Raw genomic sequence first — 23,366 nt, 5'->3', positions numbered from 1 at the left:
CCATGAGCAAAATCAGGGTGTTGTCTGTCGATGATTCGGCACTGATGCGCCAGATCATGACGGAAATCATCAACAGCCATAGCGATATGGAAATGGTGGCAACGGCGCCCGATCCGCTGGTCGCGCGAGATTTGATTAAGAAATTCAACCCCGATGTGCTGACGCTGGATGTTGAAATGCCACGGATGGATGGACTGGATTTCCTCGAAAAATTAATGCGTTTGCGTCCAATGCCCGTTGTGATGGTTTCTTCTCTGACCGGCAAAGGTTCTGAAGTGACGCTGCGTGCGCTGGAGTTGGGGGCGATTGATTTTGTCACTAAACCGCAACTGGGTATTCGAGAAGGGATGCTGGCGTACAGCGAAATGATCGCTGAAAAGGTGCGTACGGCGTCGAGGGCGAGCCTCGCGGCGCATAAACCATTATCGGCTCCGGCAACGCTGAAAGCGGGGCCGTTGTTGAGTTCAGAAAAACTGATTGCGATTGGTGCTTCAACGGGGGGCACCGAGGCAATTCGGCACGTATTGCAGCCGCTGCCGCTTTCCAGCCCGGCACTGTTAATCACCCAGCATATGCCGCCTGGCTTTACCCGTTCTTTTGCCGACCGCCTGAATAAGCTGTGTCAAATCGGTGTTAAAGAGGCCGAAGACGGAGAACGTGTTTTGCCGGGACATGCCTATATCGCACCGGGCGATCGACATATGGAACTGGCGCGCAGCGGCGCGAACTATCAAATCAAAATTCACGATGGCCCGGCGGTTAACCGCCATCGACCGTCGGTGGATGTGTTGTTTCATTCTGTCGCCAGACAGGCGGGGCGCAACGCGGTTGGAGTGATCCTCACCGGTATGGGCAACGACGGTGCGGCGGGAATGTTGGCGATGCGTCAGGCGGGGGCATGGACCCTTGCGCAAAACGAAGCAAGCTGTGTGGTGTTCGGTATGCCGCGCGAGGCCATCAATCTGGGGGGCGTCTGCGAAGTGGTCGATCTTAGCCAGGTAAGCCAGCAAATGCTGGCGAAAATCAGTGTCGGACAGGCGATACGTATTTAAATCAGGAGTGTGAAATGGCGGATAAAGAACTTAAATTTTTGGTTGTGGATGACTTTTCCACCATGCGACGCATTGTGCGTAACCTGCTGAAAGAGCTGGGTTTCAACAATGTTGAGGAAGCGGAAGATGGCGCTGATGCTCTCAACAAGTTACAGGCGGGCGGTTATGGCTTTGTGATTTCCGACTGGAATATGCCGAATATGGATGGTCTGGAGTTGCTGAAAACCATTCGTGCTGATGGTGCGATGTCGGCGTTGCCAGTGCTGATGGTGACCGCTGAGGCGAAGAAAGAGAACATTATCGCGGCAGCACAAGCGGGGGCCAGTGGCTATGTGGTTAAGCCATTTACCGCCGCGACGCTGGAGGAAAAACTCAACAAAATCTTTGAGAAACTGGGCATGTGAGGATGCGACTATGATGCAACCATCAATCAAACCTGCTGATGAACATGCTGCCGGCGATATCATCGCGCGCATCGGCAGCCTGACGCGTATGCTGCGTGACAGCCTGCGAGAGCTGGGACTGGATCAGGCGATAGCCGAAGCTGCGGAAGCTATCCCTGATGCCCGCGATCGCTTGTTCTACGTTGTGCAGATGACTGCGCAGGCCGCAGAGCGGGCGCTGAATAGCGTTGAGGCGTCGCAACCGCATCAGGATGAAATGGAGGAATCGGCAAAAGCATTAACCCAACGCTGGGATGACTGGTTCGCCGATCCGATTGACCTTGCCGACGCCCGTGAACTGGTGACAGATACGCGGCAATTTCTGGCGGATGTGCCCGCTCATACCAGCTTCACAAACGCGCAGTTACTGGAAATTATGATGGCGCAGGATTTTCAGGATCTCACCGGGCAGGTGATTAAACGGATGATGGATGTGATTCAGGAAATTGAACGCCAGCTGTTGATGGTGCTGCTGGAAAATATCCCGGAACAGGATGCGCGTCCGAAACGTGAAAACCAGAGTTTGCTTAACGGACCACAGGTCGATACCAGCAAAGCCGGTGTGGTTGCCAGTCAGGATCAGGTGGACGATTTGTTGGATAGTCTTGGGTTTTGATTTGTATTGCCTGATGTGACGTGACCGCGTCATATCAGGCGGTCGGATAAGGCGTTTACGCCACATCCGACAAACGTGCGCCCTGTCTGATGTACTGCGGTAAAAGCCCTAAAGCCCACCTGTTTTGCCACTTATTCCAGGCATTGAATGCTTTCCGCTCTGGCATTATTCACGCTTATTACCATTTCCAGGATTGGCGACGTGTCTGACGAGAGCGACGACAAAACAGAAGCTCCCACACCTCACCGACTTGAAAAAGCGCGGGAAGAGGGGCAGATCCCGCGCTCCCGTGAGCTGACCTCACTGCTCATTTTACTGGTGGGCGTGTGTGTTATTTGGTTTGGTGGCGCGTCTCTGGCACGGCGGTTGTCGGGGATGCTCTCCGCCGGGCTGCATTTTGATCACAGCATCATCAATGACCCCAACCTCATTCTCGGACAGATTATTTTGCTGATCAGAGAAGCCATGCTTGCACTGTTGCCGCTGATTAGCGGTGTGGTACTGGTGGCGCTCATTTCGCCGGTCATGCTGGGGGGGCTGGTATTTAGTGGTAAATCATTGCAACCGAAGTTTTCCAAACTCAACCCACTACCGGGCATTAAACGTATTTTCTCGGCGCAAACTGGCGCGGAGCTGCTGAAAGCTATCCTGAAATCTACACTGGTTGGCTGCGTTACTGGCTTTTATCTCTGGCATCACTGGCCGCAGATGATGCGCTTAATGGCGCAGTCATCCATTACCGCAATGGCTAACGCGATGGATGTTGTGGGGTTGTGTGCACTTTTAGTGGTGCTTGGTGTCATTCCGATGGTGGGATTTGACGTCTTTTTTCAAATTTTCAGCCACCTGAAAAAGCTGCGTATGTCACGGCAGGATATTCGTGATGAGTTCAAACAAAGCGAAGGCGATCCGCATGTCAAAGGGCGAATTCGTCAGATGCAGCGTGCTGCCGCGCGGCGTCGGATGATGGCCGATGTGCCGAAAGCGGACGTCATTGTTAATAACCCAACTCACTACTCAGTGGCATTGCAGTATGACGAAAACAAAATGAGCGCGCCGAAAGTCGTTGCTAAAGGCGCGGGGCTGGTGGCGTTACACATTCGTGAAATCGCCGCTGAAAATAACGTCCCGACTCTTGAAGCGCCGCCGCTGGCGCGCGCGCTGTATCGACACGCAGAAATCGGCCAACAAATTCCCGGTCAACTGTATGCCGCCGTGGCGGAAGTGCTGGCCTGGGTCTGGCAACTGAAACGCTGGCGTCTGGCCGGTGGACAACGTCCTGAACAACCCACTCATCTTCCGGTGCCGGAAGCCCTGGATTTTATCAACGAGAAACCGTCCCATGAGTAATCTGGCCGCGATGCTGCGCCTGCCCGCAAACCTGAAATCGACACAGTGGCAGATCCTTGCCGGACCTATTTTGATCCTGCTGATTTTGTCGATGATGGTGCTGCCATTGCCCGCATTCATTCTCGACCTGCTGTTCACTTTCAACATTGCCTTGTCGATTATGGTGTTGCTGGTGGCGATGTTTACCCAGCGCACGCTTGAGTTTGCCGCGTTTCCGACCATTCTGTTGTTTACCACGCTGCTGCGTCTGGCGCTTAATGTGGCTTCCACGCGTATCATTTTGATGGAAGGGCATACTGGCGCGGCGGCGGCAGGGAAGGTGGTTGAAGCATTTGGTCATTTTCTCGTGGGCGGTAACTTTGCCATCGGCATTGTGGTGTTTGTCATCCTCGTGATCATCAACTTTATGGTCATTACCAAAGGTGCCGGACGTATCGCGGAAGTGGGGGCGCGCTTTGTTCTCGACGGAATGCCAGGAAAACAGATGGCGATTGATGCCGACCTCAACGCTGGCCTGATTGGCGAAGATGAAGCAAAAAAGCGACGTTCAGAAGTGACCCAAGAAGCTGATTTTTACGGCTCAATGGACGGGGCGAGTAAGTTTGTCCGTGGTGACGCCATCGCCGGGATCCTTATCATGGTCATTAACGTTGTTGGCGGATTGCTGGTTGGGGTGTTGCAACATGGCATGAGTATGGGTCATGCAGCGGAAAGTTATACGCTGTTGACCATCGGTGATGGTCTGGTCGCGCAAATACCTGCGCTGGTTATTTCTACCGCTGCGGGGGTTATCGTTACGCGAGTCAGTACCGATCAGGACGTTGGCGAGCAGATGGTTAATCAGCTTTTCAGTAACCCCAGCGTCATGTTGTTAAGTGCCGCAGTGCTAGGTTTACTGGGGCTGGTGCCGGGAATGCCAAACCTGGTATTTTTACTGTTCACAGCGGGATTGCTGGGGCTGGCATGGTGGGTTCGTGGACGTGAACAAAAAGCGCCCGCTGAACCGAAACCAGTGAAGATGGCGGAAAATAATGCCGTTGTCGAAGCGACCTGGAACGATGTGCAACTGGAAGATTCTCTGGGAATGGAAGTGGGTTATCGGCTGATTCCGATGGTCGATTTTCAGCAGGATGGCGAGTTGCTTGGTCGTATTCGCAGTATTCGCAAGAAATTTGCTCAGGAGATGGGCTTTCTACCGCCAGTGGTGCACATCCGCGACAATATGGATCTACAGCCTGCCCGCTATCGTATCTTGATGAAAGGCGTTGAGATTGGCAGTGGTGATGCTTATCCGGGGCGCTGGCTGGCCATTAACCCAGGAACAGCCGCTGGGACGCTACCCGGCGAAGTGACTGTCGATCCGGCATTTGGTCTTAATGCTATCTGGATTGAAAGTGCGCTAAAAGAACAAGCGCAGATTCAGGGATATACGGTGGTTGAAGCCAGTACAGTGGTGGCAACGCATCTTAACCACCTCATTAGTCAACATGCCGCAGAACTGTTTGGTCGTCAGGAGGCGCAGCAGTTACTGGATCGCGTGGCGCAGGAGATGCCAAAACTGACGGAGGATTTGGTTCCTGGCGTTATCACGCTTACCACGCTGCATAAAGTGCTACAAAACCTGCTTGATGAAAAAGTACCGATCCGCGATATGCGCACCATTCTTGAAACACTGGCGGAACATGCGCCTATCCAGAGCGATCCGCATGAATTAACCGCCGTCGTGCGCGTGGCGCTGGGGCGGGCAATTACTCAGCAGTGGTTCCCCGGTAAAGATGAAGTTCACGTTATTGGTCTGGACACGCCACTGGAGCGTTTACTGTTACAGGCGTTGCAGGGCGGTGGCGGACTGGAACCGGGGCTGGCGGATCGTTTGCTGGCACAGACCCAGGAAGCATTATCCCGTCAGGAGATGCTGGGTGCGCCGCCAGTACTGTTGGTGAACCACGCGCTGCGTCCGCTATTGTCTCGCTTTCTGCGCCGTAGCCTGCCGCAACTGGTGGTACTGTCGAATCTCGAACTCTCTGATAACCGGCAGATTCGGATGACGGCGACTATTGGGGGTAAATAATGAGGATCTTACTGGCGATATTGTTGTTTCCGCTGGTTGTACAAGCCGCCGGGGAGGGGATGTGGCAGACAAGTAGTGTGGGCGTTACGCTAAATCATCGCGGTGAGTCGATGTCGTCAGCGCCTCTTTCTTCGCGACAACCAGCATCAGGATTGATGACGCTGGTGGCGTGGCGTTATCAGCTTATCGGCCCGACACCATCGGGGCTGCGGGTACGCTTGTGTTCACAATCTCGTTGTGTCGAGTTAGACGGGCAGAGTGGGAGCACTGTGGCCTTTTCCGGTATACCGGCGGCAGAACCGTTGCGATTTATCTGGGAAGTGCCTGGCGGTGGGCGGTTAATTCCGCCGCTGAAGGTACAACGTAATGAAGTGATTGTGAATTACCGTTAGTGATAAAAAAGCCGATGTCTGCAACGACATCGGCCTTTGCGGTATAACGCGATTACATACGCTCTACCGTCTCAATACCCAGCGTATCCAGACCCAGTTTCAGCGTCTTCGCCGTCAGTTGCGCCAGTTTCAGACGGCTGTTACGCACTTCTTCGTTTTCTGCGCTAAGGATCGGGCAGTGCTCGTAGAAGCCAGAGAACAGACCGGCCAGATCGTACAGATAAGCACACATCACGTGCGGCGTGCCTTCACGGGCAACCACAGTGAGGGTTTCTTCAAACTGCAGCAGGCGAGCAGCCAATTGTGCTTCGCGATCTTCACGGATGATCACCGGAGCCGCAGCCAGTTGCTCTTCGTTAATTTCTGCTTTACGGAACACGGACAACACACGGGTGTAGGCATACTGCATGTACGGCGCAGTATTACCCTCAAACGCCAGCATGTTGTCCCAGTCGAAGATGTAGTCGGTGGTGCGGTTTTTGGAGAGATCCGCGTATTTCACCGCACCGATACCCACGGCATTGGCCAGTTTTTCCAACTCGTCGGCTGGCATATCCGGGTTCTTCTCTGCCACCAGACGACGTGCACGCTCCAGGGCTTCATCCAGCAGATCGGCCAGTTTCACCGTACCGCCAGCACGCGTTTTAAACGGCTTGCCGTCTTTACCCAGCATCATGCCGAACATGTGGTGCTCCAGCGGTACGGATTCCGGCACGTAGCCTGCTTTACGGACGATCGCCCACGCCTGCATCAGGTGTTGATGCTGACGGGAGTCGATGTAATACAGCACGCGATCGGCATGTAGCGTCTCGTAACGGTATTTCGCACAGGCGATATCGGTGGTGGTGTAGAGATAGCCGCCATCTTTCTTCTGAATGATCACACCCATCGGTTCGCCTTCCTTGTTTTTGAACTCATCAAGGAATACGACGGTTGCGCCTTCGCTTTCTACTGCCAGACCTTTGGCTTTCAGATCCGCCACGATACCCGGCAGCATCGGGTTGTACAGGCTTTCGCCCATCACGTCATCACGGGTCAGCGTCACGTTCAGACGATCGTAGGTGATCTGGTTCTGCGTCATGGTGATGTCGACCAGCTTGCGCCACATCTCGCGGAAATATTCGTCACCGCTTTGCAGTTTTACCACGTAGTTACGTGCACGCTCGGCGAACTCTTCATCTTCGTCGTAATGCTTTTTCGCATCGCGGTAGAAACCTTCAAGGTCAGCCAGCTCCATTTCACCGGCGTTTTCCTGCTGCTGCTTTTCCAGCCATGCAATCAGCATACCGAACTGAGTGCCCCAGTCGCCGACGTGGTTAGCACGAATCACTTTGTGACCGAGGAACTCCAGAGTACGTACTGCCGCGTCACCAATGATAGTGGAACGCAGATGACCGACGTGCATCTCTTTCGCCACGTTTGGCGCGGAGTAGTCAACCACAATGGTCTGTTTTTCTGGCGTAGCAACACCGAGACGATCGGACGCCAGCGCCTGCTGAACATGTTCAGCCAGGAATGCCGGATCAAGGAAAATGTTGATAAAGCCAGGACCGGCGATCTCAACTTTGCTGGCGATACCGTTAAGATCCAGATGAGTCAGCACCTGCTCTGCTAATTGTCGCGGTGCCATACCCAGTTTTTTAGCAACTGCCATCATGCCGTTAGCCTGATAGTCGCCGAACTGAACTTTTGCTGACTGACGAACCTGCGGTTCGCAATCCGCAGGCGCGCCTGCCGCAATCATGGCCTGACGGACTTTTTCTGAGAGAAGAGCCTGAATATTCACCGGAATACCTTACATTGATGAAGCGAGCAAAAATTGCCCGCACCAGTTAAAGAAATTAGGGCGGGAGTATACTGCAAATGGCTGTTTTCGTCAGCAACGTGCGCGTGGCGTATTGCCGTTTTCACTATTGCATCAGGAGCGGCGTGAAATCAGCGGTTGGTTGGCGCAGGGCAACAGGGTAAATTAACGCTTTTACCGAAGACGAAGAGTGATTATGGCGAACTGGCAATCTATCGACGAGTTGCAGGATATTGCAACGGATTTACCGCGATTTATCCACGCATTAGACGAACTTTCACGGCGTCTGGGGCTGGATATTACTCCGCTGACTGCCGATCACATTTCTTTGCGGTGCCATCAAAACGCCACCGCTGAACGCTGGCGTCGCGGGTTTGAACAGTGCGGCGAACTCCTGTCAGAAAATATGATCAATGGCAGACCGATTTGCCTGTTTAAATTGCGTGAACCGGTACAGGTTGCTCACTGGCAGTTTTCGATTGTTGAGTTGCCGTGGCCAGGGGAAAAACGCTACCCGCATGAAGGTTGGGAACATATCGAAATTGTTCTGCCAGGAGAGCCGGAAACGCTGAATGCCCGCGCGCTGGCGTTGCTTTCTGATGAAGGACTAAGCCTGCCGGGGATCTCGGTTAAAACCAGTTCGCCAAAAGGTGAGCATGAACGATTACCGAATCCGACGCTGGCGGTCACCGATGGCAAAACGACGATAAAATTTCATCCATGGTCCATTGAAGAGATCGTTGCCAGCGAGCAGTCGGCGTAATTAAGGAGCAAAAATGGCATTACTGGAAATTTGCTGTTACAGCATGGAATGCGCGCTGACGGCGCAGCAAAACGGTGCCGACAGAATAGAATTGTGTGCGGCACCGAAAGAAGGGGGGCTAACGCCGTCACTGGGCGTTCTGAAGTCCGTGCGCCAGCATGTTACGATCCCCGTACATCCGATCATTCGTCCACGCGGTGGCGATTTTTGCTACAGCGACGGCGAGTTTGCCGCCATTCTTGAAGATATCCGCACAGTGCGTGAATTAGGATTTCCTGGACTGGTGACGGGGGTTCTGGATGTTGATGGTAATGTCGATATGCCACGAATGGAAAAAATAATGGCGGCTGCTGGTCCGCTGGCCGTCACTTTTCATCGTGCCTTCGATATGTGCGCTAACCCTTTAAATACATTGAATAACCTTGCTGAATTAGGCATTGCCAGGGTGCTGACATCGGGGCAAAAATCTGATGCACTGCAAGGTTTATCAAAAATTATGGAACTTATTGCCTATGGTGATGCTCCAATCATCATGGCCGGAGCAGGAGTCCGTGCAGAAAACCTGCACCATTTCCTCGATGCCGGGGTGCTGGAAGTCCATAGCTCTGCAGGAGCGTGGCAAGCCTCACCGATGCGTTATCGTAATCAGGGATTGTCCATGTCATCGGATGCACACGCGGACGAGTATTCGCGTTATGTCGTAGACGGGACGGCGGTTGCTGAAATGAAAGGAATCATTGAGCGCCATCAGGCCAAATGATTTTTACCGTTGCATCATGTCGCCCAATATGATGCTTGCTCGTACCAGGCCCCTGCCCATTCAACAGGGGCCTTTTTTTATCCTTGAGAAGTATGAAAAATGAACAGTTGCCGTGTCATATCGACTTCGTAATAGCGCGCCAAATCATGCTACTAAAAATGTTATATATATTCATATTAACTATGTAATTTAAATTATTAAAACTGCCAAATATATATTAAAAAATAACGGCTGGTTTCTTCTTTAATAATTAATGGTAAAATTGCAATAAATCATATTCTTTGTCGATTATTTCAGGCAGTGTTGTGCCGAATTTAGTGAGTTATTAATTCGTTGTATATTTATTTATACAGCTGGTTCGGTGTACTGGAATTTAATTAGAGGAATCTATGCGAGGGAAAAAACGCATTGGGTTATTTTTTCTGCTCATAGCAGTAGTGGTGGGTAGCGGTGGGTTATTGTTGGCGCAAAAAACGTTGCACAAAACGTCGGAAACGGCATTTTGTCTTTCCTGCCACTCAATGAGCAAACCGTTTGAGGAATATCAGGGGACTGTCCATTTCTCTAATCAAAAAGGTATTCGTGCTGAATGTGCCGATTGCCATATTCCAAAGTCAGGAATGGATTATTTATTTGCTAAATTAAAAGCATCTAAAGATATTTATCATGAATTTGTTAGCGGCAAAATAGACAGCGACGATAAGTTCGAATCCCATCGTCAGGAAATGGCCGAAACAGTGTGGAAAGAATTAAAAGCCTCAGACTCTGCAACGTGCCGTAGTTGCCATTCTTTTGATGCCATGGATATTGCATCGCAAAGTGAAGCTGCGCAGAAAATGCATACCAAAGCGCAAAAAGATGGCGAAACGTGTATTGATTGCCACAAAGGGATTGCCCATTTTCCGCCAGAAATAAAAATGGATGACAACGCGGCGCATGAACTGGAAAGTCAGGCCGCCACATCAGTGACTAATGGCGCGCATATTTATCCTTTCAAACCTTCCCGCATAGGTGAACTGGCTACTGTGAATCCAGGCACCGATCTTACGGTTGTTGATGCCAGTGGCAAACAGCCGCTCGTCCTGTTGCAGGGTTATCAGATGCAGGGCAGTGAAAACACGCTCTACCTGGCGGCAGGTCAACGACTGGCGTTAGCCACACTGAGTGAAGAAGGTATCAAGGCGCTAACGATAAATGGGGAATGGAAAGCTGACGAATACGGTAATCAATGGCGTAAGGCGTCATTACAGGGGCCGCTTACCGATCCCGCATTAGCGGACCGTAAACCGCTATGGCAATACGCTGAAAAACTCGACGATACCTATTGCGCTGGTTGCCATGCACCTATTGCCGCCGATCATTACACCGTCAATGCATGGCCGTCCATTGCCAAAGGGATGGGGGCGCGAACCAGCATGAGCGAAAACGAACTGGATATTTTGACGCGGTACTTCCAGTACAACGCTAAAGATATTACCGAGAAACAGTGATCTTCGTTGATCAGGGAGGAAGTTATGACATTAACAAGACGTGAGTTTATTAAACATAGCGGTATTGCGGCAGGGGCGCTGGTGGTGACATCGGCTGTACCGTTACCTGCATGGGCAGAAGAGAAGGGCGGTAAAATTCTTACCGCAGGCCGTTGGGGAGCGATGAACGTAGAAGTGAATGACGGTAAAATTGTTTCTTCTACAGGCGCGCTGGCGAAGACCATCCCGAACTCTTTGCAATCTACGGCGGCGGATCAGGTGCATACCACGGCGCGTATTCAGCATCCGATGGTGCGAAAAAGCTATCTCGATAATCCACTGCAACCGGCGAAAGGTCGCGGCGACGACAGTTACGTTCAGGTGAGCTGGGAACAAGCATTAAAACTGATTCATGAGCAACACGATCGCATTCGCAAGGCCAATGGACCATCTGCCATTTTTGCCGGATCTTACGGCTGGCGTTCTTCTGGCGTGTTGCATAAAGCGCAAACTTTACTGCAACGTTATATGAATCTGGCGGGTGGTTATTCAGGACATAGTGGCGATTACTCAACCGGAGCTGCGCAGGTGATCATGCCGCACGTTGTCGGTTCCGTGGAGGTTTATGAACAGCAGACCTCCTGGCCGCTGATTCTGGAAAACAGCCAGGTTGTGGTGCTGTGGGGGATGAACCCGCTGAATACCTTAAAAATTGCCTGGAGCAGTACCGATGAGCAAGGGCTGGAATACTTCCATCAGCTGAAAAAATCTGGCAAACCAGTGATTGCCATTGATCCTATCCGCTCCGAAACCATCGAATTCTTTGGCGATAATGCCACCTGGATCGCGCCGAATATGGGCACCGACGTGGCACTGATGTTAGGGATCGCGCATACCCTGATGACACAAGGCAAACACGATAAAGTGTTCCTTGAAAAATACACTACCGGATATCCGCAGTTTGAAGAGTATCTGACAGGTAAGAGCGATAATACCCCGAAGAGCGCGGCCTGGGCGGCGGAAATTACCGGTGTGCCGGAAGCGCAGATAGTCAAACTCGCCGAACTGATGGCGGCGAATCGCACAATGCTGATGGCTGGCTGGGGAATTCAGCGCCAGCAATATGGTGAACAGAAACACTGGATGCTGGTGACGCTGGCGGCGATGTTAGGGCAGATTGGTACACCGGGCGGCGGGTTTGGTTTCTCTTATCATTACTCAAACGGTGGCAACCCGACGCGTGTTGGCGGCGTGCTGCCGGAAATGTCTGCGGCGATTGCCGGACAGGCCAGCGAGGCCGCTGATGATGGCGGAATGACGGCGATTCCTGTTGCCCGTATCGTCGATGCGCTGGAAAATCCTGGCGGCAAATATCAGCATAACGGTAAAGAACAAACTTACCCAAATATCAAAATGATCTGGTGGGCTGGCGGCGGTAATTTCACCCATCACCAGGATACCAATCGTCTGATCAAAGCCTGGCAGAAACCAGAGCTGATCGTCGTTTCTGAATGTTACTGGACGGCAGCAGCTAAACACGCGGATATCGTATTACCGATCACCACATCGTTTGAGCGCAATGACCTGACGATGACCGGCGACTACAGCAACCAGCACATCGTACCGATGAAGCAAGTGGTTGCGCCGCAGTTTGAAGCACGTAACGATTTTGACGTGTTTGCCGATCTTGCTGAATTACTGAAACCTGGCGGAAAAGAGATCTATACCGAAGGTAAAGATGAAATGGCGTGGCTGAAATTTTTCTATGATGCCGCTCAGAAAGGTGCGCGTGCGCAACGCGTCACTATGCCGATGTTTAATGCCTTCTGGCAGCAAAATAAACTGCTTGAAATGCGCCGCAGCGAGAAGAACGAGCAATATGTTCGCTATGGCGATTTCCGCGCCGATCCGGTGAAAAATGCGCTGGGTACGCCAAGCGGCAAAATTGAGATCTATTCCAAAACGCTGGAAAAATTTGCTTATAAGGATTGCCCGGCACACCCAACCTGGCTTGCACCTGATGAGTGGAAAGGTACCGCCGACGAGAAGCAGTTGCAGCTTCTGACCGCACATCCGGCACACCGTTTACACAGTCAGCTTAACTATGCGGAACTGCGTAATAAATATGCGGTTGCCGATCGTGAACCAATCACTATTCATACAGAAGATGCTGCTCGCTTTGGCATTGCGAACGGCGATCTGGTACGCGTCTGGAACAAACGCGGTCAGATCCTGACGGGAGCCGTGGTGACTGACGGGATCAAAAAAGGCGTAGTGTGCGTCCATGAAGGCGCATGGCCGGATCTGGAAAATGGCTTGTGTAAAAACGGCTGCGCAAATGTGTTAACGGCGGATATCCCCAGCTCGCAGCTGGCGAATTCCTGTGCCGGTAACACCTCGTTGGTGTATATCGAAAAATACACGGGCAATGCGCCGAAATTGACGGCGTTTGATCAGCCAGCTGTTCAGGCGTAAGAAGTGAATAGCGCCCGGAAACGGGCGTTAAAGTGCTGACAAAGTGTGCTTTGTTCATGCCGGATGCGGCGTGAACGCCTTATCCGGCCTACAAAATTGTGCAAATTCAATATATTGCAGGAGATTAGTAGGCCTGATAAGCGTAGCGCATCAGGCAGTTTTTGCGTGTGTCATCAATCTCAGCGCCCGGAAATGGGCGCTAAATTTTTACGGCTTACGCGCAATCAGCACCGCGCGTTTAGGCGCGGGATAACCTTCTACCGTTTTACCCGGATCATGCGGGTCGAGGAAATCGGACAGAGACTCGGTAACCATCCATTCAGTGCGACGCTGCTCTTCTGTTGTAGTGACGCTCACGTCCGCAATGCGGATATCAACAAAACCACACTTCTTCAGCCAGTTTTTCAGCGCCAGCGCCGAGGGAATAAAGTAGACATTACGCATTTGCGCGTAACGATCGCCCGGCACCAGTACCGTGTTTTCGTCGCCATCAATAACCAGCGTTTCAAGCACCAGTTCACCCTCATTCACCAGTTGATCTTTCAACTGCCAGAGATGCTCCAGCGGCGAACGGCGATGGTACAGCACACCCATCGAAAAGACGGTATCAAAGGCTTTCAGTGCCGGAAGCTGTTCAATACCTAACGGTAACAGATGAGCGCGCTGATCGTTACCCAGCAGTTTGCGCACCGCTTCAAACTGGCAGAGGAAAAGTTGGGTCGGGTCGATCCCCACCGCGAGGTGCGCGCCTGCGCCGATCATGCGCCACATGTGATAACCGCTGCCGCAGCCGACATCGAGGATCGTGCGCCCGGTCAAATCAGAGAGATGGGGCAGGACGCGATCCCATTTCCAGTCGGAACGCCATTCGGTATCGATGTTGACGCCATACAGTGAGAACGGCCCTTTGCGCCACGGCATCAGGTTGCGCATCAGCGTTTCAATGCGTTTAATTTGCCCCGCGCTCAGTGGCTCTTCGCTTTCTGCCGTCACGCTATGCAATAAATCAAGACGATACGGTTTAATTTCAGGTAGAAACTCCACCGCATTTGACCACTGCTTAAACAACCCGTGCTGCTGCTCGCGCTGCCAGTTAGCAATCTGCGCGGGCAGCGTTTCGAGCCAGTGTGAAAGATGATTTTTGGCAATCAGAGAATAAAAGTTACCAAAGTCGATCATGCAGCGTCCTCTGCTTTTAATGCCACCAGTGAACCAAAGTTAAAGCACTGGAACCACAGCTCGCTATGCTCAAAACCGGCTTTATGCAGGCGTGCTTTATGGGTTTCCACAGAATCGGTCAGCATCACGTTTTCCAGCATGCTGCGCTTCTGGCTGATCTCCAGTTCGCTGTAACCGTTGGCACGTTTAAAGTCGTGGTGCATGTTGAACAGCAGTTCACCAACTTTGGCATCTTCGAAACTGAATTTTTCCGAAAGCACCAGCGCGCCGCCGGGGGTCAGCCCTTGATAAATTTTATCCAGTAACGCCTGGCGCTCGGAAGGTTCCAGGAATTGCAGGGTAAAATTCAGCACCACCATCGATGCGTTTTCAATGGCGATATCGCGAATATCACCTTCAATAACGTCTACTGGCGTAGGGGCTTTATAGGCGTCAATATGGCGACGGCAGCGTTCGATCATCGCCGGGGAGTTGTCGATGGCAATAATTTTGCAATTATCATGATGAATGTTGCGACGCACCGAGAGCGTCGCCGCGCCCAGAGAACAACCCAGATCGTAAACCTGCGTACCAGGTTGAACGAAGCGTTCGGCTAACATACCAATCATGGAAATAATATTGGAATAGCCGGGAACGGAACGCTGGATCATATCCGGGAAGACTTCAGCTACCCGTTCATCAAAGGTCCAGTCGCCCAGTCTGGCGATAGGGGCAGAAAATAGCGTGTCGCGGTGAGACATAACGTAAAAATCCGGGAAAAAGAAAGTGGCGTATTGTGCGCTAACGCAGGGAGAAAACCAACTCCCAGGGCATATACCAAAGATTCGCCAGCACCATCAGCAACAGCGCACACCAGGTGGCGCTCATGCCGGAACGTCGCCAGCGGAACAGACGGTGATGAAAACCGTAATAATGCATCAGACGACCAGCAAGCAAAACGATGCCGCAAATATGCACCATCCAGGTTTCTGCGCCATTCATTTCCATAAACAGCATCAACACAATCGCGATGGGAATATATTCCACCGCGTTACCGTGAATGCGAATGGCGCTTTGCAGTTCGCTAAAACCGCCGTCGCCATAGGCAACGCGATATTGCAAACGCAGGCGAACAACATCGAAAGAGAACTTCATTAATAACAACGCACCTAAAACGGCATACAGCGCGCTTACCATACAAACTCCCTTTAAAATGGCCGATGGCACTTGTCTATGATAGGTGGCAATTTCAGAAAAGAGAAGATTGCTGTGGAATAGCCGGAACTGCTCCGATCTCTGGGAGTGTTTTACGCAAGTCTTCCCACAGAGTATGTACCAGTTCCGGTGCCTGGGCGATATCAGGTGTATGCAGGAAAAGATAAGGCGTGGTGGTCTGTTGCCATTGCGCTAATTTTTGCAACCAGACCTGAAATAATTCCCGGTTTTGTGTCATATCATCGCTACCGATAAAACGGATCAGCGGATTCTTTGCCGTCAACACGGCATGTACCGGAACTTTCGGTTTTTTCCGTTGCGCATCGCGAATGGCTTCATTATGCGGACGTGCTGCATGAACCGGACGGCTGTCTAAAATCACCCGATTAACGCTGCGTTGATGCAAACCTCGATTAAGCGTTTGTTCTTCTTCGCCTTTGGTGAAAAACTGCGGATGGCGGACTTCCACACCATAGGTAAATTCGCCAGGAAGAGAATCGAGAAAGTGCCATAGCGCAGGCAGATCCCGTGGAGCAAACGTGGCGGGCAATTGCAGCCAGTATTGTCCAATGCGCGGCGCTAACGGCGACATACGGGTCAAAAATTCAGTCACTAAATCATCGCAATGCCGCAATGCTGCCTGATGCGAAATGGTTGCCGGAAATTTAAAACAAAAACGAAAATCATCGGTGGTCTGCTCGCGCCAACGCAGAACCACTTCCTGCTTTGGCAGAGCATAAAGGGTGGTGTTGCCCTCCACACAGTTAAAGTGGCGGGCATACTCTTCCAGGCTGGAGATCCCCAAACGCACCCATTTTGAATGCGACCATTGCGGCAGACCGATGTAAATCATAATGCGTTGAGGATCTCTTCCACGCGACGCACGCGGGCAATGCGCGGGTAGATATGGTTGATGCTGTTATTGTGCTGTTCGGTGCTGGCTGCACTACAGGCGTCTTCGGCAATCACCAGATTAAAGCCCAGCTCCCAGGCATTGCGGGCAGTTGATTCGACACCGATATTGGTCGAGATCCCACATAAGACGATGGTGTCAATGCCACGACGGCGTAATTGCAACTCCAGATCCGTACCGTAAAACGCCCCCCATTGACGTTTGATGATTTCGATATCGCTGCCGGTTACACCTAATGCTGCAGGATGTTGCCACCAGTTTTCCGGTAACGTTCTGGCAGGTGAGGGAGCATCAACTGGCTGTTTTAATGCTTCGGCGTAATCGGCAGACCAGCCGACGCGCACCAGAAACACAGGCTGACCGTTAGTTCGAAATTTCGCCGCCAGCTTCCCGGCGCGATTAACGACATCTTCAGCAGTGTGCGGACCACCGGCAAACGGTAAGATGCCTTCTTGTAAATCAATCACCACCAGCGCAGTGGTTTTAGCATTCAGTTCAAGCATGATGACTCCAGATAAAACAAAATCGAGCCTCTCACCTTAATGCGATTAGCCGATGGCAGAACGACAAATTTTGTTAATTTTTATGTGCTCAGGCAACACCTTTATAGCAAACAAGGGTAGAGTCTGATTTCAGGCCTGATATAAAGTGGTAACGAGTCGTTCCAGAGCGGGCCAGACTCTTACGGTGCGGCAGAATTTCCAGTATAATAGCCGCCTTTTTTCATTCAGTTGTGACATACAGCTAACGCTGCGACTTAGGTCACCTGCGCAGCAGGGGACGTCCGCCGGCAGCTAAGTTAAGGGATATCTCATGCGTACAGAATATTGTGGACAGCTCCGTTTGTCCCACGTGGGGCAGCAGGTGACTCTGTGTGGTTGGGTCAACCGTCGTCGTGATCTTGGTAGCCTGATCTTCATCGATATGCGCGACCGCGAAGGTATCGTGCAGGTATTTTTCGATCCGGATCGTGCGGACGCGTTAAAGCTGGCCTCTGAACTGCGTAATGAGTTCTGCATTCAGGTAACGGGCACCGTGCGTGCGCGTGACGAAAAAAATATCAACCGCGATATGGCGACCGGCGAAATCGAAGTGCTGGCGTCCTCGCTGACCATCATCAACCGCGCAGACGTTCTGCCGCTTGACTCTAACCACGTCAACACCGAAGAAGCGCGTCTGAAATACCGCTATCTTGATCTGCGTCGCCCGGAAATGGCTCAGCGCCTGAAAACCCGTGCAAAAATTACCAGCCTGGTGCGCCGTTTTATGGACGACCACGGCTTCCTCGATATCGAAACCCCGATGCTGACCAAAGCGACGCCGGAAGGCGCGCGTGACTACCTGGTGCCTTCTCGTGTGCATAAAGGCAAATTCTACGCGCTGCCGCAATCTCCGCAGTTGTTCAAACAGTTGCTGATGATGTCCGGTTTCGACCGCTATTATCAGATAGTCAAATGCTTCCGTGACGAAGACCTGCGTGCTGACCGTCAGCCAGAATTTACCCAGATCGATGTGGAAACTTCTTTCATGACCGCGCCGCAAGTGCGTGAGGTAATGGAAGCTCTGGTGCGTCATCTGTGGCTGGAAGTGAAGGGCGTGGATCTGGGCGATTTCCCGGTAATGACCTTTGCGGAAGCCGAACGCCGTTACGGTTCCGATAAACCGGATCTGCGTAACCCGATGGAACTGACCGACGTTGCCGATCTGCTGAAATCTGTTGAATTTGCGGTATTCGCGGGTCCAGCGAACGATCCGAAAGGCCGCGTCGCTGCTCTGCGTGTTCCGGGCGGTGCATCGCTGACCCGTAAGCAGATCGATGAATACGGTAACTTCGTCAAAATCTACGGCGCGAAAGGTCTGGCTTACATCAAAGTTAACGAACGTGCGAAAGGTCTGGAGGGTATCAACAGCCCGGTAGCTAAGTTCCTCAATGCTGAAATCATTGAAGCCATCCTGGATCGTACTGCCGCGCAAGATGGCGATATGATTTTCTTCGGTGCCGACAACAAGAAAATTGTTGCCGACGCGATGGGCGCACTGCGCCTGAAAGTGGGTAAAGACCTTGGTCTGATCGACGAAAGCAAATGGGCGCCGCTGTGGGTTATCGACTTCCCGATGTTTGAAGACGACGGTGAAGGCGGCCTGACGGCAATGCACCATCCGTTCACCTCACCGAAAGACATGACGGCTGCAGAACTGAAAGCTGCACCGGAAAATGCGGTGGCGAACGCTTACGATATGGTCATCAATGGTTACGAAGTGGGCGGTGGTTCAGTACGTATCCATAATGGTGATATGCAGCAGACGGTGTTTGGTATTCTGGGTATCAACGAAGAGGAACAGCGCGAGAAATTCGGCTTCCTGCTCGACGCCCTGAAATATGGCACTCCGCCGCACGCAGGTCTGGCATTTGGCCTTGACCGTCTGACCATGCTGCTGACCGGCACTGACAACATCCGTGACGTTATCGCCTTCCCGAAAACCACAGCGGCAGCGTGTCTGATGACTGAAGCACCGAGCTTTGCTAACCCGACGGCTCTGGCTGAGCTGAGCATTCAGGTTGTGAAGAAGGCTGAGAATAATTGATATGACTTATAAGCGTCCCGTTTCGATCTTAGTGGTCATCTATGCACAAGATACGAAACGGGTGCTGATGTTACAGCGGCGTGACGATCCCGATTTCTGGCAGTCGGTAACCGGCAGCGTGGAAGAGGGTGAAACCGCGCCGCAAGCTGCCATGCGCGAAGTAAAGGAAGAGGTCACCATTGATGTTGTCGCTGAACAACTGACCTTAATTGACTGTCAACGCACGGTAGAGTTTGAAATTTTTTCACATTTGCGTCATCGCTATGCGCCGGGTGTGATGCGCAATACAGAATCATGGTTCTGTCTTGCGCTCCCGCACGAACGCCAGATTGTTTTTACTGAACATTTGGCCTACAAGTGGCTTGATGCGCCCGCAGCAGCGGCGCTCACTAAGTCGTGGAGCAACCGGCAGGCGATTGAAGAGTATGTAATTAACGCTGCCTGAACAGGCAGGGCTATTTGGAGATATTTTTTATGGCAGGTCATAGTAAATGGGCCAACACCAGACATCGTAAAGCCGCGCAGGATGCTAAGCGCGGTAAAATCTTCACTAAAATCATTCGTGAGCTGGTGACCGCAGCTAAACTGGGCGGCGGCGATCCGGATGCTAACCCGCGTCTGCGTGCGGCCATTGATAAAGCACTGTCTAACAACATGACCCGTGACACTCTGAACCGCGCAATTGCACGTGGTGTGGGCGGTGATGATGATGCGAACATGGAAACCATCATCTACGAAGGTTACGGTCCTGGCGGCACTGCAATCATGATTGAATGTCTGTCTGACAACCGTAACCGTACTGTTGCTGAAGTGCGTCACGCATTCAGCAAATGTGGCGGCAACCTCGGTACTGACGGTTCCGTAGCCTATCTGTTCAGCAAAAAAGGTGTGATCTCCTTCGAGAAAGGTGATGAAGACACCATCATGGAAGCGGCGCTGGAAGCAGGTGCAGAAGACGTTGTGACCTATGATGACGGCGCAATCGACGTCTACACTGCATGGGAAGAGATGGGTAAAGTACGTGATGCTCTGGAAGCGGCTGGTCTGAAAGCAGACAGCGCAGAAGTTTCCATGATCCCGTCAACCAAAGCCGATATGGATGCAGAAACTGCACCGAAACTGATGCGTCTGATCGATATGCTGGAAGACTGTGACGACGTGCAGGAAGTTTACCATAACGGTGAGATCTCTGATGAGGTTGCAGCGACCCTCTGATGAGGCCGGCTAAACAACAAAACGGAGACGCGTGATGGCTATTATTCTCGGTATTGACCCGGGTTCGCGCGTTACCGGCTACGGCGTTATCCGTCAGGTGGGCAGGCAACTGTCCTACCTGGGCAGTGGATGCATACGCACCAAAGTGGATGATTTACCGTCTCGTCTGAAGCTCATCTATGCGGGCGTGACGGAAATCATCACCCAGTTCCAGCCCGATTATTTCGCAATCGAACAAGTCTTTATGGCGAAGAATGCCGACTCTGCCCTGAAACTGGGGCAGGCACGCGGCGTGGCGATTGTGGCGGCGGTGAATCAGGAATTGCCAGTATTTGAATATGCGGCACGTCAGGTAAAGCAAACGGTGGTAGGTATTGGTAGTGCCGAAAAAAGCCAGGTGCAGCATATGGTGCGCACTTTGCTAAAACTACCCGCCAACCCACAGGCGGACGCCGCCGATGCGCTGGCGATTGCCATCACCCACTGCCATGTCAGCCAGAATGCGATGCAGATGAGCGAATCGAGGCTGAATCTGGCTCGCGGGCGACTGCGTTAAGTTATACCGCCTCGGTCAGTTCTTGCTGAGGCGTTACTACTCCTTCTGCATGTATTAACGCCAGATCCGGATGATGCCACAAACTCGCTGGAGTGACCGTTTTACGCGCCCACGGAATCGAACCTAAAAACCAGAATTTCCAGAAGGTGAGTTTTGCATTCGGATTGCTGTTTAACAGTTCTTCAAATGTCTCTATTTCACCCACCGGGATACATAGCGCCTCTTTATAAATATCAAAAACGAATTTTGAACAGAACTGGCGGGAAGATTCGTATTTAAAACCGGTATGGTAGAGCTTGCGTAGCCGGGAGGGAACCTGTTCTACCAGCCGTTGTTTTTGCTGTTCTGTTAGCCCGGCACCTAATCGCTTTACTGCATAGCGTTGGTTAGCAGAGCGTTTAATAAAGCGGGACAGTGTGGTTATGGTGGAAAGGGGAACACGGCTTTCTGCGACCAGATAATCATCGCTGTCATGACCGATAATGATCCCGACGTGATTACTCCAGCAATTTGATGCGGCAGATATTTGACCAAATAATGCAGCACCTATACATGTAAATACAATATCGCCAACTTCATATTCAGAAGGGTAATTAATTTTCACTTTGTCATTCCATTGAAATAAATATGAATATGCGTAATACCATAAAAAATATTTTTTTGTAGGAGCAGAAAGGTTTATTTTTTTTGCAGATTTATCCACTAAATATTTAACATTAAAATATTTATTATAAATATGGCTTAGCGGATCAATTATACTGCGCCATTTTTCAGTTCATCGAGACGACTCGCAATTTTTCTTCATCCTTCGCTGGATATCTATCCAGCATTTTTTTATCATACAGCCTTATCTTTGATTCATTACGCAGGAGCGTCATGTGATAGGCAGGCTGAGAGGCATCATTCTGGAAAAACAACCCCCGCTGGTGTTACTTGAAGTGGGCGGCGTAGGCTATGAAGTGCATATGCCGATGACCTGTTTTTATGAACTCCCTGAAGCGGGCCAGGAAGCGATTGTTTTCACCCACTTTGTGGTGCGTGAAGATGCGCAGCTACTGTATGGTTTTAACAACAAACAAGAGCGCACGTTATTTAAAGAGTTGATCAAAACTAACGGCGTGGGACCGAAACTGGCACTGGCTATCCTCTCGGGTATGTCAGCGCAGCAGTTTGTAAATGCCGTTGAGCGTGAAGAACCTGCGGCACTGGTGAAATTACCGGGCATTGGTAAGAAAACTGCTGAACGCCTGATCGTTGAAATGAAAGATCGCTTTAAAGGTCTGCATGGCGATCTGTTCACACCGGCTGCCGATCTGGTATTGACCTCACCGGCAAGCCCGGCAACCGACGATGCCGAACAGGAAGCTGTTGCTGCGCTGGTGGCGCTGGGCTATAAACCACAAGAAGCCAGCCGCATGGTGAGCAAAATCGCTCGCCCTGATGCCAGCAGTGAAACATTAATTCGCGAAGCCCTGCGCGCCGCGTTATGAGGTAAAGGATGATTGAAGCAGACCGTCTGATTTCTGCCGGTACGACTTTGCCGGAAGATGTGGCAGATCGCGCCATTCGCCCCAAACTACTGGAAGAGTATGTTGGTCAGCCGCAGGTTCGTTCACAGATGGAAATTTTCATCAAAGCGGCGAAACTGCGCGGCGATGCCCTTGATCATCTATTGATTTTTGGTCCTCCGGGTCTGGGTAAAACCACACTTGCCAACATCGTCGCCAATGAAATGGGCGTCAATTTACGCACCACGTCCGGCCCGGTACTGGAAAAGGCGGGTGATCTGGCGGCGATGCTCACCAACCTTGAACCACACGATGTGTTGTTTATTGATGAGATCCACCGTCTTTCGCCTGTGGTGGAAGAAGTGCTGTATCCAGCCATGGAAGACTACCAGTTGGATATTATGATTGGTGAAGGCCCGGCAGCGCGTTCAATTAAAATCGATCTCCCCCCGTTCACCCTGATTGGCGCGACAACGCGTGCTGGTTCATTGACATCGCCACTGCGTGACCGTTTCGGTATTGTGCAGCGCCTGGAGTTTTACCAGGTGCCTGATTTGCAATATATCGTCAGTCGTAGCGCACGGTTTATGGGGCTTGAGATGAGTGACGATGGCGCGCTGGAAGTGGCTCGCCGGGCGCGAGGTACGCCACGTATCGCCAACCGCCTGCTGCGTCGTGTGCGAGATTTCGCCGAAGTGAAGCATGATGGCACCATCTCGGCGGATATCGCTGCTCAGGCGCTGGATATGCTGAACGTTGATGCTGAAGGTTTCGATTATATGGATCGCAAGTTATTGCTGGCGGTGATCGATAAATTCTTCGGTGGGCCGGTTGGCCTGGATAACCTGGCAGCGGCCATTGGCGAAGAGCGTGAAACTATTGAGGATGTGCTGGAACCTTATTTGATTCAGCAGGGCTTTTTGCAGCGGACGCCGCGCGGGCGTATGGCGACAGTGCGTGCGTGGAACCACTTCGGGATTACGCCGCCAGAAATGCCGTAGGCCGGGCAAGGCGTCTGCA

23 protein-coding genes are annotated in these 23,366 nt (G+C 51.8%); 16 read left to right on the top strand and 7 right to left on the bottom strand.

What is annotated here, in order from left to right; all coding sequences use genetic code 11:
* Nucleotides 1-2 precede the first annotated feature (2 nt).
* The 6 genes from cheB to flhE all read left to right on the top strand — a co-directional run bounded on the left by cheB (nucleotide 3) and on the right by flhE (nucleotide 5,924).
* On the top strand, nucleotides 3-1,052 hold the full coding sequence (gene cheB / locus A7Z06_RS07115) for a protein-glutamate methylesterase/protein glutamine deamidase (RefSeq protein ID WP_000036399.1): 1,050 nt from the start codon (nucleotides 3-5) through the stop codon (nucleotides 1,050-1,052).
* A gap of 14 nt (nucleotides 1,053-1,066) precedes the next feature.
* Nucleotides 1,067-1,456, top strand: a complete 390-nt coding sequence (cheY, locus tag A7Z06_RS07110) for a chemotaxis response regulator CheY (RefSeq protein ID WP_000763855.1) — start codon at nucleotides 1,067-1,069, stop codon at nucleotides 1,454-1,456.
* Between the two features lie 10 nt (nucleotides 1,457-1,466).
* Nucleotides 1,467-2,111 (top strand): protein phosphatase CheZ, encoded by a 645-nt coding sequence (cheZ, locus tag A7Z06_RS07105; protein WP_000983593.1) that lies wholly within the window; start codon nucleotides 1,467-1,469, stop codon nucleotides 2,109-2,111.
* 201 nt (nucleotides 2,112-2,312) lie between these two features.
* The gene (gene flhB / locus A7Z06_RS07100) at nucleotides 2,313-3,461 is read left to right on the top strand and encodes a flagellar biosynthesis protein FlhB (protein WP_024165089.1); all 1,149 of its coding nucleotides are present in this window, start codon (nucleotides 2,313-2,315) and stop codon (nucleotides 3,459-3,461) included.
* Complete coding sequence (gene flhA, locus A7Z06_RS07095) at nucleotides 3,454-5,532, top strand: flagellar biosynthesis protein FlhA (RefSeq protein ID WP_000067001.1); 2,079 nt, start codon at nucleotides 3,454-3,456, stop codon at nucleotides 5,530-5,532. The genes flhB and flhA overlap by 8 nt, the downstream gene beginning before the upstream one ends.
* Nucleotides 5,532-5,924 (top strand): flagellar protein FlhE, encoded by a 393-nt coding sequence (gene flhE, locus A7Z06_RS07090; RefSeq protein WP_001221459.1) that lies wholly within the window; start codon nucleotides 5,532-5,534, stop codon nucleotides 5,922-5,924. The genes flhA and flhE overlap by 1 nt, the downstream gene beginning before the upstream one ends.
* Before the next feature lie 52 nt (nucleotides 5,925-5,976).
* Here the strand turns inward: flhE and argS are convergent, their stop codons facing one another.
* On the bottom strand, nucleotides 5,977-7,710 hold the full coding sequence (gene argS, locus A7Z06_RS07085; RefSeq protein ID WP_001025326.1) for an arginine--tRNA ligase: 1,734 nt from the start codon (nucleotides 7,708-7,710) through the stop codon (nucleotides 5,977-5,979).
* Nucleotides 7,711-7,924: 214 nt separating this feature from the next.
* Between argS and A7Z06_RS07080 the strand changes: the two genes are divergently transcribed.
* The 4 genes from A7Z06_RS07080 (at nucleotide 7,925) to torZ (ending at nucleotide 13,195) form a co-directional block, all read left to right on the top strand.
* Nucleotides 7,925-8,491, top strand: a complete 567-nt coding sequence (locus A7Z06_RS07080) for a VOC family protein (RefSeq protein WP_010345044.1) — start codon at nucleotides 7,925-7,927, stop codon at nucleotides 8,489-8,491.
* Between the two features lie 13 nt (nucleotides 8,492-8,504).
* Nucleotides 8,505-9,251, top strand: a complete 747-nt coding sequence (cutC, locus tag A7Z06_RS07075; protein ID WP_001185707.1) for a copper homeostasis protein CutC — start codon at nucleotides 8,505-8,507, stop codon at nucleotides 9,249-9,251.
* 389 nt (nucleotides 9,252-9,640) lie between these two features.
* Nucleotides 9,641-10,741, top strand: coding sequence for a NapC/NirT family cytochrome c (locus A7Z06_RS07070; RefSeq protein WP_001214269.1), 1,101 nt, complete (start codon nucleotides 9,641-9,643; stop codon nucleotides 10,739-10,741).
* Between the two features lie 24 nt (nucleotides 10,742-10,765).
* On the top strand, nucleotides 10,766-13,195 hold the full coding sequence (torZ, locus tag A7Z06_RS07065) for a trimethylamine N-oxide reductase TorZ (RefSeq protein ID WP_105279376.1): 2,430 nt from the start codon (nucleotides 10,766-10,768) through the stop codon (nucleotides 13,193-13,195).
* Nucleotides 13,196-13,402: 207 nt separating this feature from the next.
* On the opposite strand, the gene cmoB is transcribed toward torZ, so the two are convergent.
* Genes cmoB through A7Z06_RS07040 form a run of 5 tightly spaced genes read right to left on the bottom strand, consistent with a single transcriptional unit; the run spans nucleotide 13,403 to nucleotide 16,984 of the window.
* Nucleotides 13,403-14,374, bottom strand: a complete 972-nt coding sequence (gene cmoB / locus A7Z06_RS07060; RefSeq protein WP_000564729.1) for a tRNA 5-methoxyuridine(34)/uridine 5-oxyacetic acid(34) synthase CmoB — start codon at nucleotides 14,372-14,374, stop codon at nucleotides 13,403-13,405.
* Nucleotides 14,371-15,114 (bottom strand): carboxy-S-adenosyl-L-methionine synthase CmoA, encoded by a 744-nt coding sequence (gene cmoA, locus A7Z06_RS07055; RefSeq protein ID WP_000019594.1) that lies wholly within the window; start codon nucleotides 15,112-15,114, stop codon nucleotides 14,371-14,373. The genes cmoB and cmoA overlap by 4 nt, the downstream gene beginning before the upstream one ends.
* A 40-nt stretch (nucleotides 15,115-15,154) precedes the next feature.
* Entirely contained in the window at nucleotides 15,155-15,550 is a 396-nt protein-coding gene (locus tag A7Z06_RS07050) for an MAPEG family protein (RefSeq protein WP_010345040.1), read from the bottom strand.
* A gap of 52 nt (nucleotides 15,551-15,602) precedes the next feature.
* Nucleotides 15,603-16,421, bottom strand: coding sequence for a DUF72 domain-containing protein (locus A7Z06_RS07045; protein ID WP_085460799.1), 819 nt, complete (start codon nucleotides 16,419-16,421; stop codon nucleotides 15,603-15,605).
* Entirely contained in the window at nucleotides 16,418-16,984 is a 567-nt protein-coding gene (locus tag A7Z06_RS07040) for a hydrolase (protein ID WP_105279375.1), read from the bottom strand. The genes A7Z06_RS07045 and A7Z06_RS07040 overlap by 4 nt, the downstream gene beginning before the upstream one ends.
* A gap of 310 nt (nucleotides 16,985-17,294) precedes the next feature.
* On the opposite strand from A7Z06_RS07040, the gene aspS reads away from it, so the two are divergent.
* Genes aspS through ruvC form a run of 4 tightly spaced genes read left to right on the top strand, consistent with a single transcriptional unit; the run spans nucleotide 17,295 to nucleotide 20,838 of the window.
* Entirely contained in the window at nucleotides 17,295-19,067 is a 1,773-nt protein-coding gene (gene aspS / locus A7Z06_RS07035; RefSeq protein WP_001258656.1) for an aspartate--tRNA ligase, read from the top strand.
* On the top strand, nucleotides 19,060-19,512 hold the full coding sequence (gene nudB / locus A7Z06_RS07030; protein WP_077629663.1) for a dihydroneopterin triphosphate diphosphatase: 453 nt from the start codon (nucleotides 19,060-19,062) through the stop codon (nucleotides 19,510-19,512). Before aspS ends, nudB begins: the two co-directional genes overlap by 8 nt.
* A 29-nt stretch (nucleotides 19,513-19,541) precedes the next feature.
* Nucleotides 19,542-20,282: a YebC/PmpR family DNA-binding transcriptional regulator gene (locus A7Z06_RS07025; RefSeq protein ID WP_000907234.1), complete on the top strand. Its 741-nt coding sequence runs from the start codon at nucleotides 19,542-19,544 to the stop codon at nucleotides 20,280-20,282.
* Between the two features lie 34 nt (nucleotides 20,283-20,316).
* Nucleotides 20,317-20,838: a crossover junction endodeoxyribonuclease RuvC gene (gene ruvC / locus A7Z06_RS07020; RefSeq protein WP_001295503.1), complete on the top strand. Its 522-nt coding sequence runs from the start codon at nucleotides 20,317-20,319 to the stop codon at nucleotides 20,836-20,838.
* A gap of 1 nt (nucleotide 20,839) precedes the next feature.
* On the opposite strand, the gene A7Z06_RS07015 is transcribed toward ruvC, so the two are convergent.
* The gene (locus A7Z06_RS07015) at nucleotides 20,840-21,442 is read right to left on the bottom strand and encodes a YebB family permuted papain-like enzyme (protein ID WP_000701081.1); all 603 of its coding nucleotides are present in this window, start codon (nucleotides 21,440-21,442) and stop codon (nucleotides 20,840-20,842) included.
* A 274-nt stretch (nucleotides 21,443-21,716) separates the two neighbouring features.
* On the opposite strand from A7Z06_RS07015, the gene ruvA reads away from it, so the two are divergent.
* Together ruvA and ruvB are read left to right on the top strand one after the other, a co-directional pair.
* Nucleotides 21,717-22,328 carry a Holliday junction branch migration protein RuvA gene (ruvA, locus tag A7Z06_RS07010; protein ID WP_000580342.1) on the top strand — a complete coding sequence of 204 codons (612 nt, stop codon included), beginning with the start codon at nucleotides 21,717-21,719 and terminating at the stop codon, nucleotides 22,326-22,328.
* 8 nt (nucleotides 22,329-22,336) lie between these two features.
* A complete protein-coding gene (gene ruvB, locus A7Z06_RS07005) occupies nucleotides 22,337-23,347 on the top strand; it encodes a Holliday junction branch migration DNA helicase RuvB (protein WP_000568522.1) in 1,011 nt (336 codons plus the stop codon).
* The last annotated feature ends 19 nt before the right edge of the window (nucleotides 23,348-23,366 follow it).

The organism is Escherichia sp. MOD1-EC6819 (assembly GCF_002965765.1).
Classification (GTDB): Bacteria; Pseudomonadota; Gammaproteobacteria; order Enterobacterales; family Enterobacteriaceae; genus Escherichia; species Escherichia ruysiae.
This window is presented reverse-complemented; position numbering and strand designations above follow the sequence as displayed.

Excerpts from the sequence above, each read along its gene's own strand:
- cheB (WP_000036399.1), top strand. The coding sequence starts at position 3 with ATGAGCAAAATCAGGGTGTTGTCTGTCGATGATTCGGCACTGATGCGC.
- cheY (WP_000763855.1), top strand. The coding sequence starts at position 1,067 with ATGGCGGATAAAGAACTTAAATTTTTGGTTGTGGATGACTTTTCCACC.
- cheZ (WP_000983593.1), top strand. The coding sequence starts at position 1,467 with ATGATGCAACCATCAATCAAACCTGCTGATGAACATGCTGCCGGCGAT.
- flhA (WP_000067001.1), top strand. The coding sequence starts at position 3,454 with ATGAGTAATCTGGCCGCGATGCTGCGCCTGCCCGCAAACCTGAAATCG.
- flhE (WP_001221459.1), top strand. The coding sequence starts at position 5,532 with ATGAGGATCTTACTGGCGATATTGTTGTTTCCGCTGGTTGTACAAGCC.
- A7Z06_RS07080 (WP_010345044.1), top strand. The coding sequence starts at position 7,925 with ATGGCGAACTGGCAATCTATCGACGAGTTGCAGGATATTGCAACGGAT.
- cutC (WP_001185707.1), top strand. The coding sequence starts at position 8,505 with ATGGCATTACTGGAAATTTGCTGTTACAGCATGGAATGCGCGCTGACG.
- A7Z06_RS07070 (WP_001214269.1), top strand. The coding sequence starts at position 9,641 with ATGCGAGGGAAAAAACGCATTGGGTTATTTTTTCTGCTCATAGCAGTA.
- torZ (WP_105279376.1), top strand. The coding sequence starts at position 10,766 with ATGACATTAACAAGACGTGAGTTTATTAAACATAGCGGTATTGCGGCA.
- cmoB (WP_000564729.1), bottom strand. The coding sequence starts at position 14,374 with ATGATCGACTTTGGTAACTTTTATTCTCTGATTGCCAAAAATCATCTT.
- cmoA (WP_000019594.1), bottom strand. The coding sequence starts at position 15,114 with ATGTCTCACCGCGACACGCTATTTTCTGCCCCTATCGCCAGACTGGGC.
- A7Z06_RS07050 (WP_010345040.1), bottom strand. The coding sequence starts at position 15,550 with ATGGTAAGCGCGCTGTATGCCGTTTTAGGTGCGTTGTTATTAATGAAG.
- A7Z06_RS07045 (WP_085460799.1), bottom strand. The coding sequence starts at position 16,421 with ATGATTTACATCGGTCTGCCGCAATGGTCGCATTCAAAATGGGTGCGT.
- A7Z06_RS07040 (WP_105279375.1), bottom strand. The coding sequence starts at position 16,984 with ATGCTTGAACTGAATGCTAAAACCACTGCGCTGGTGGTGATTGATTTA.
- aspS (WP_001258656.1), top strand. The coding sequence starts at position 17,295 with ATGCGTACAGAATATTGTGGACAGCTCCGTTTGTCCCACGTGGGGCAG.
- A7Z06_RS07025 (WP_000907234.1), top strand. The coding sequence starts at position 19,542 with ATGGCAGGTCATAGTAAATGGGCCAACACCAGACATCGTAAAGCCGCG.
- ruvC (WP_001295503.1), top strand. The coding sequence starts at position 20,317 with ATGGCTATTATTCTCGGTATTGACCCGGGTTCGCGCGTTACCGGCTAC.
- ruvB (WP_000568522.1), top strand. The coding sequence starts at position 22,337 with ATGATTGAAGCAGACCGTCTGATTTCTGCCGGTACGACTTTGCCGGAA.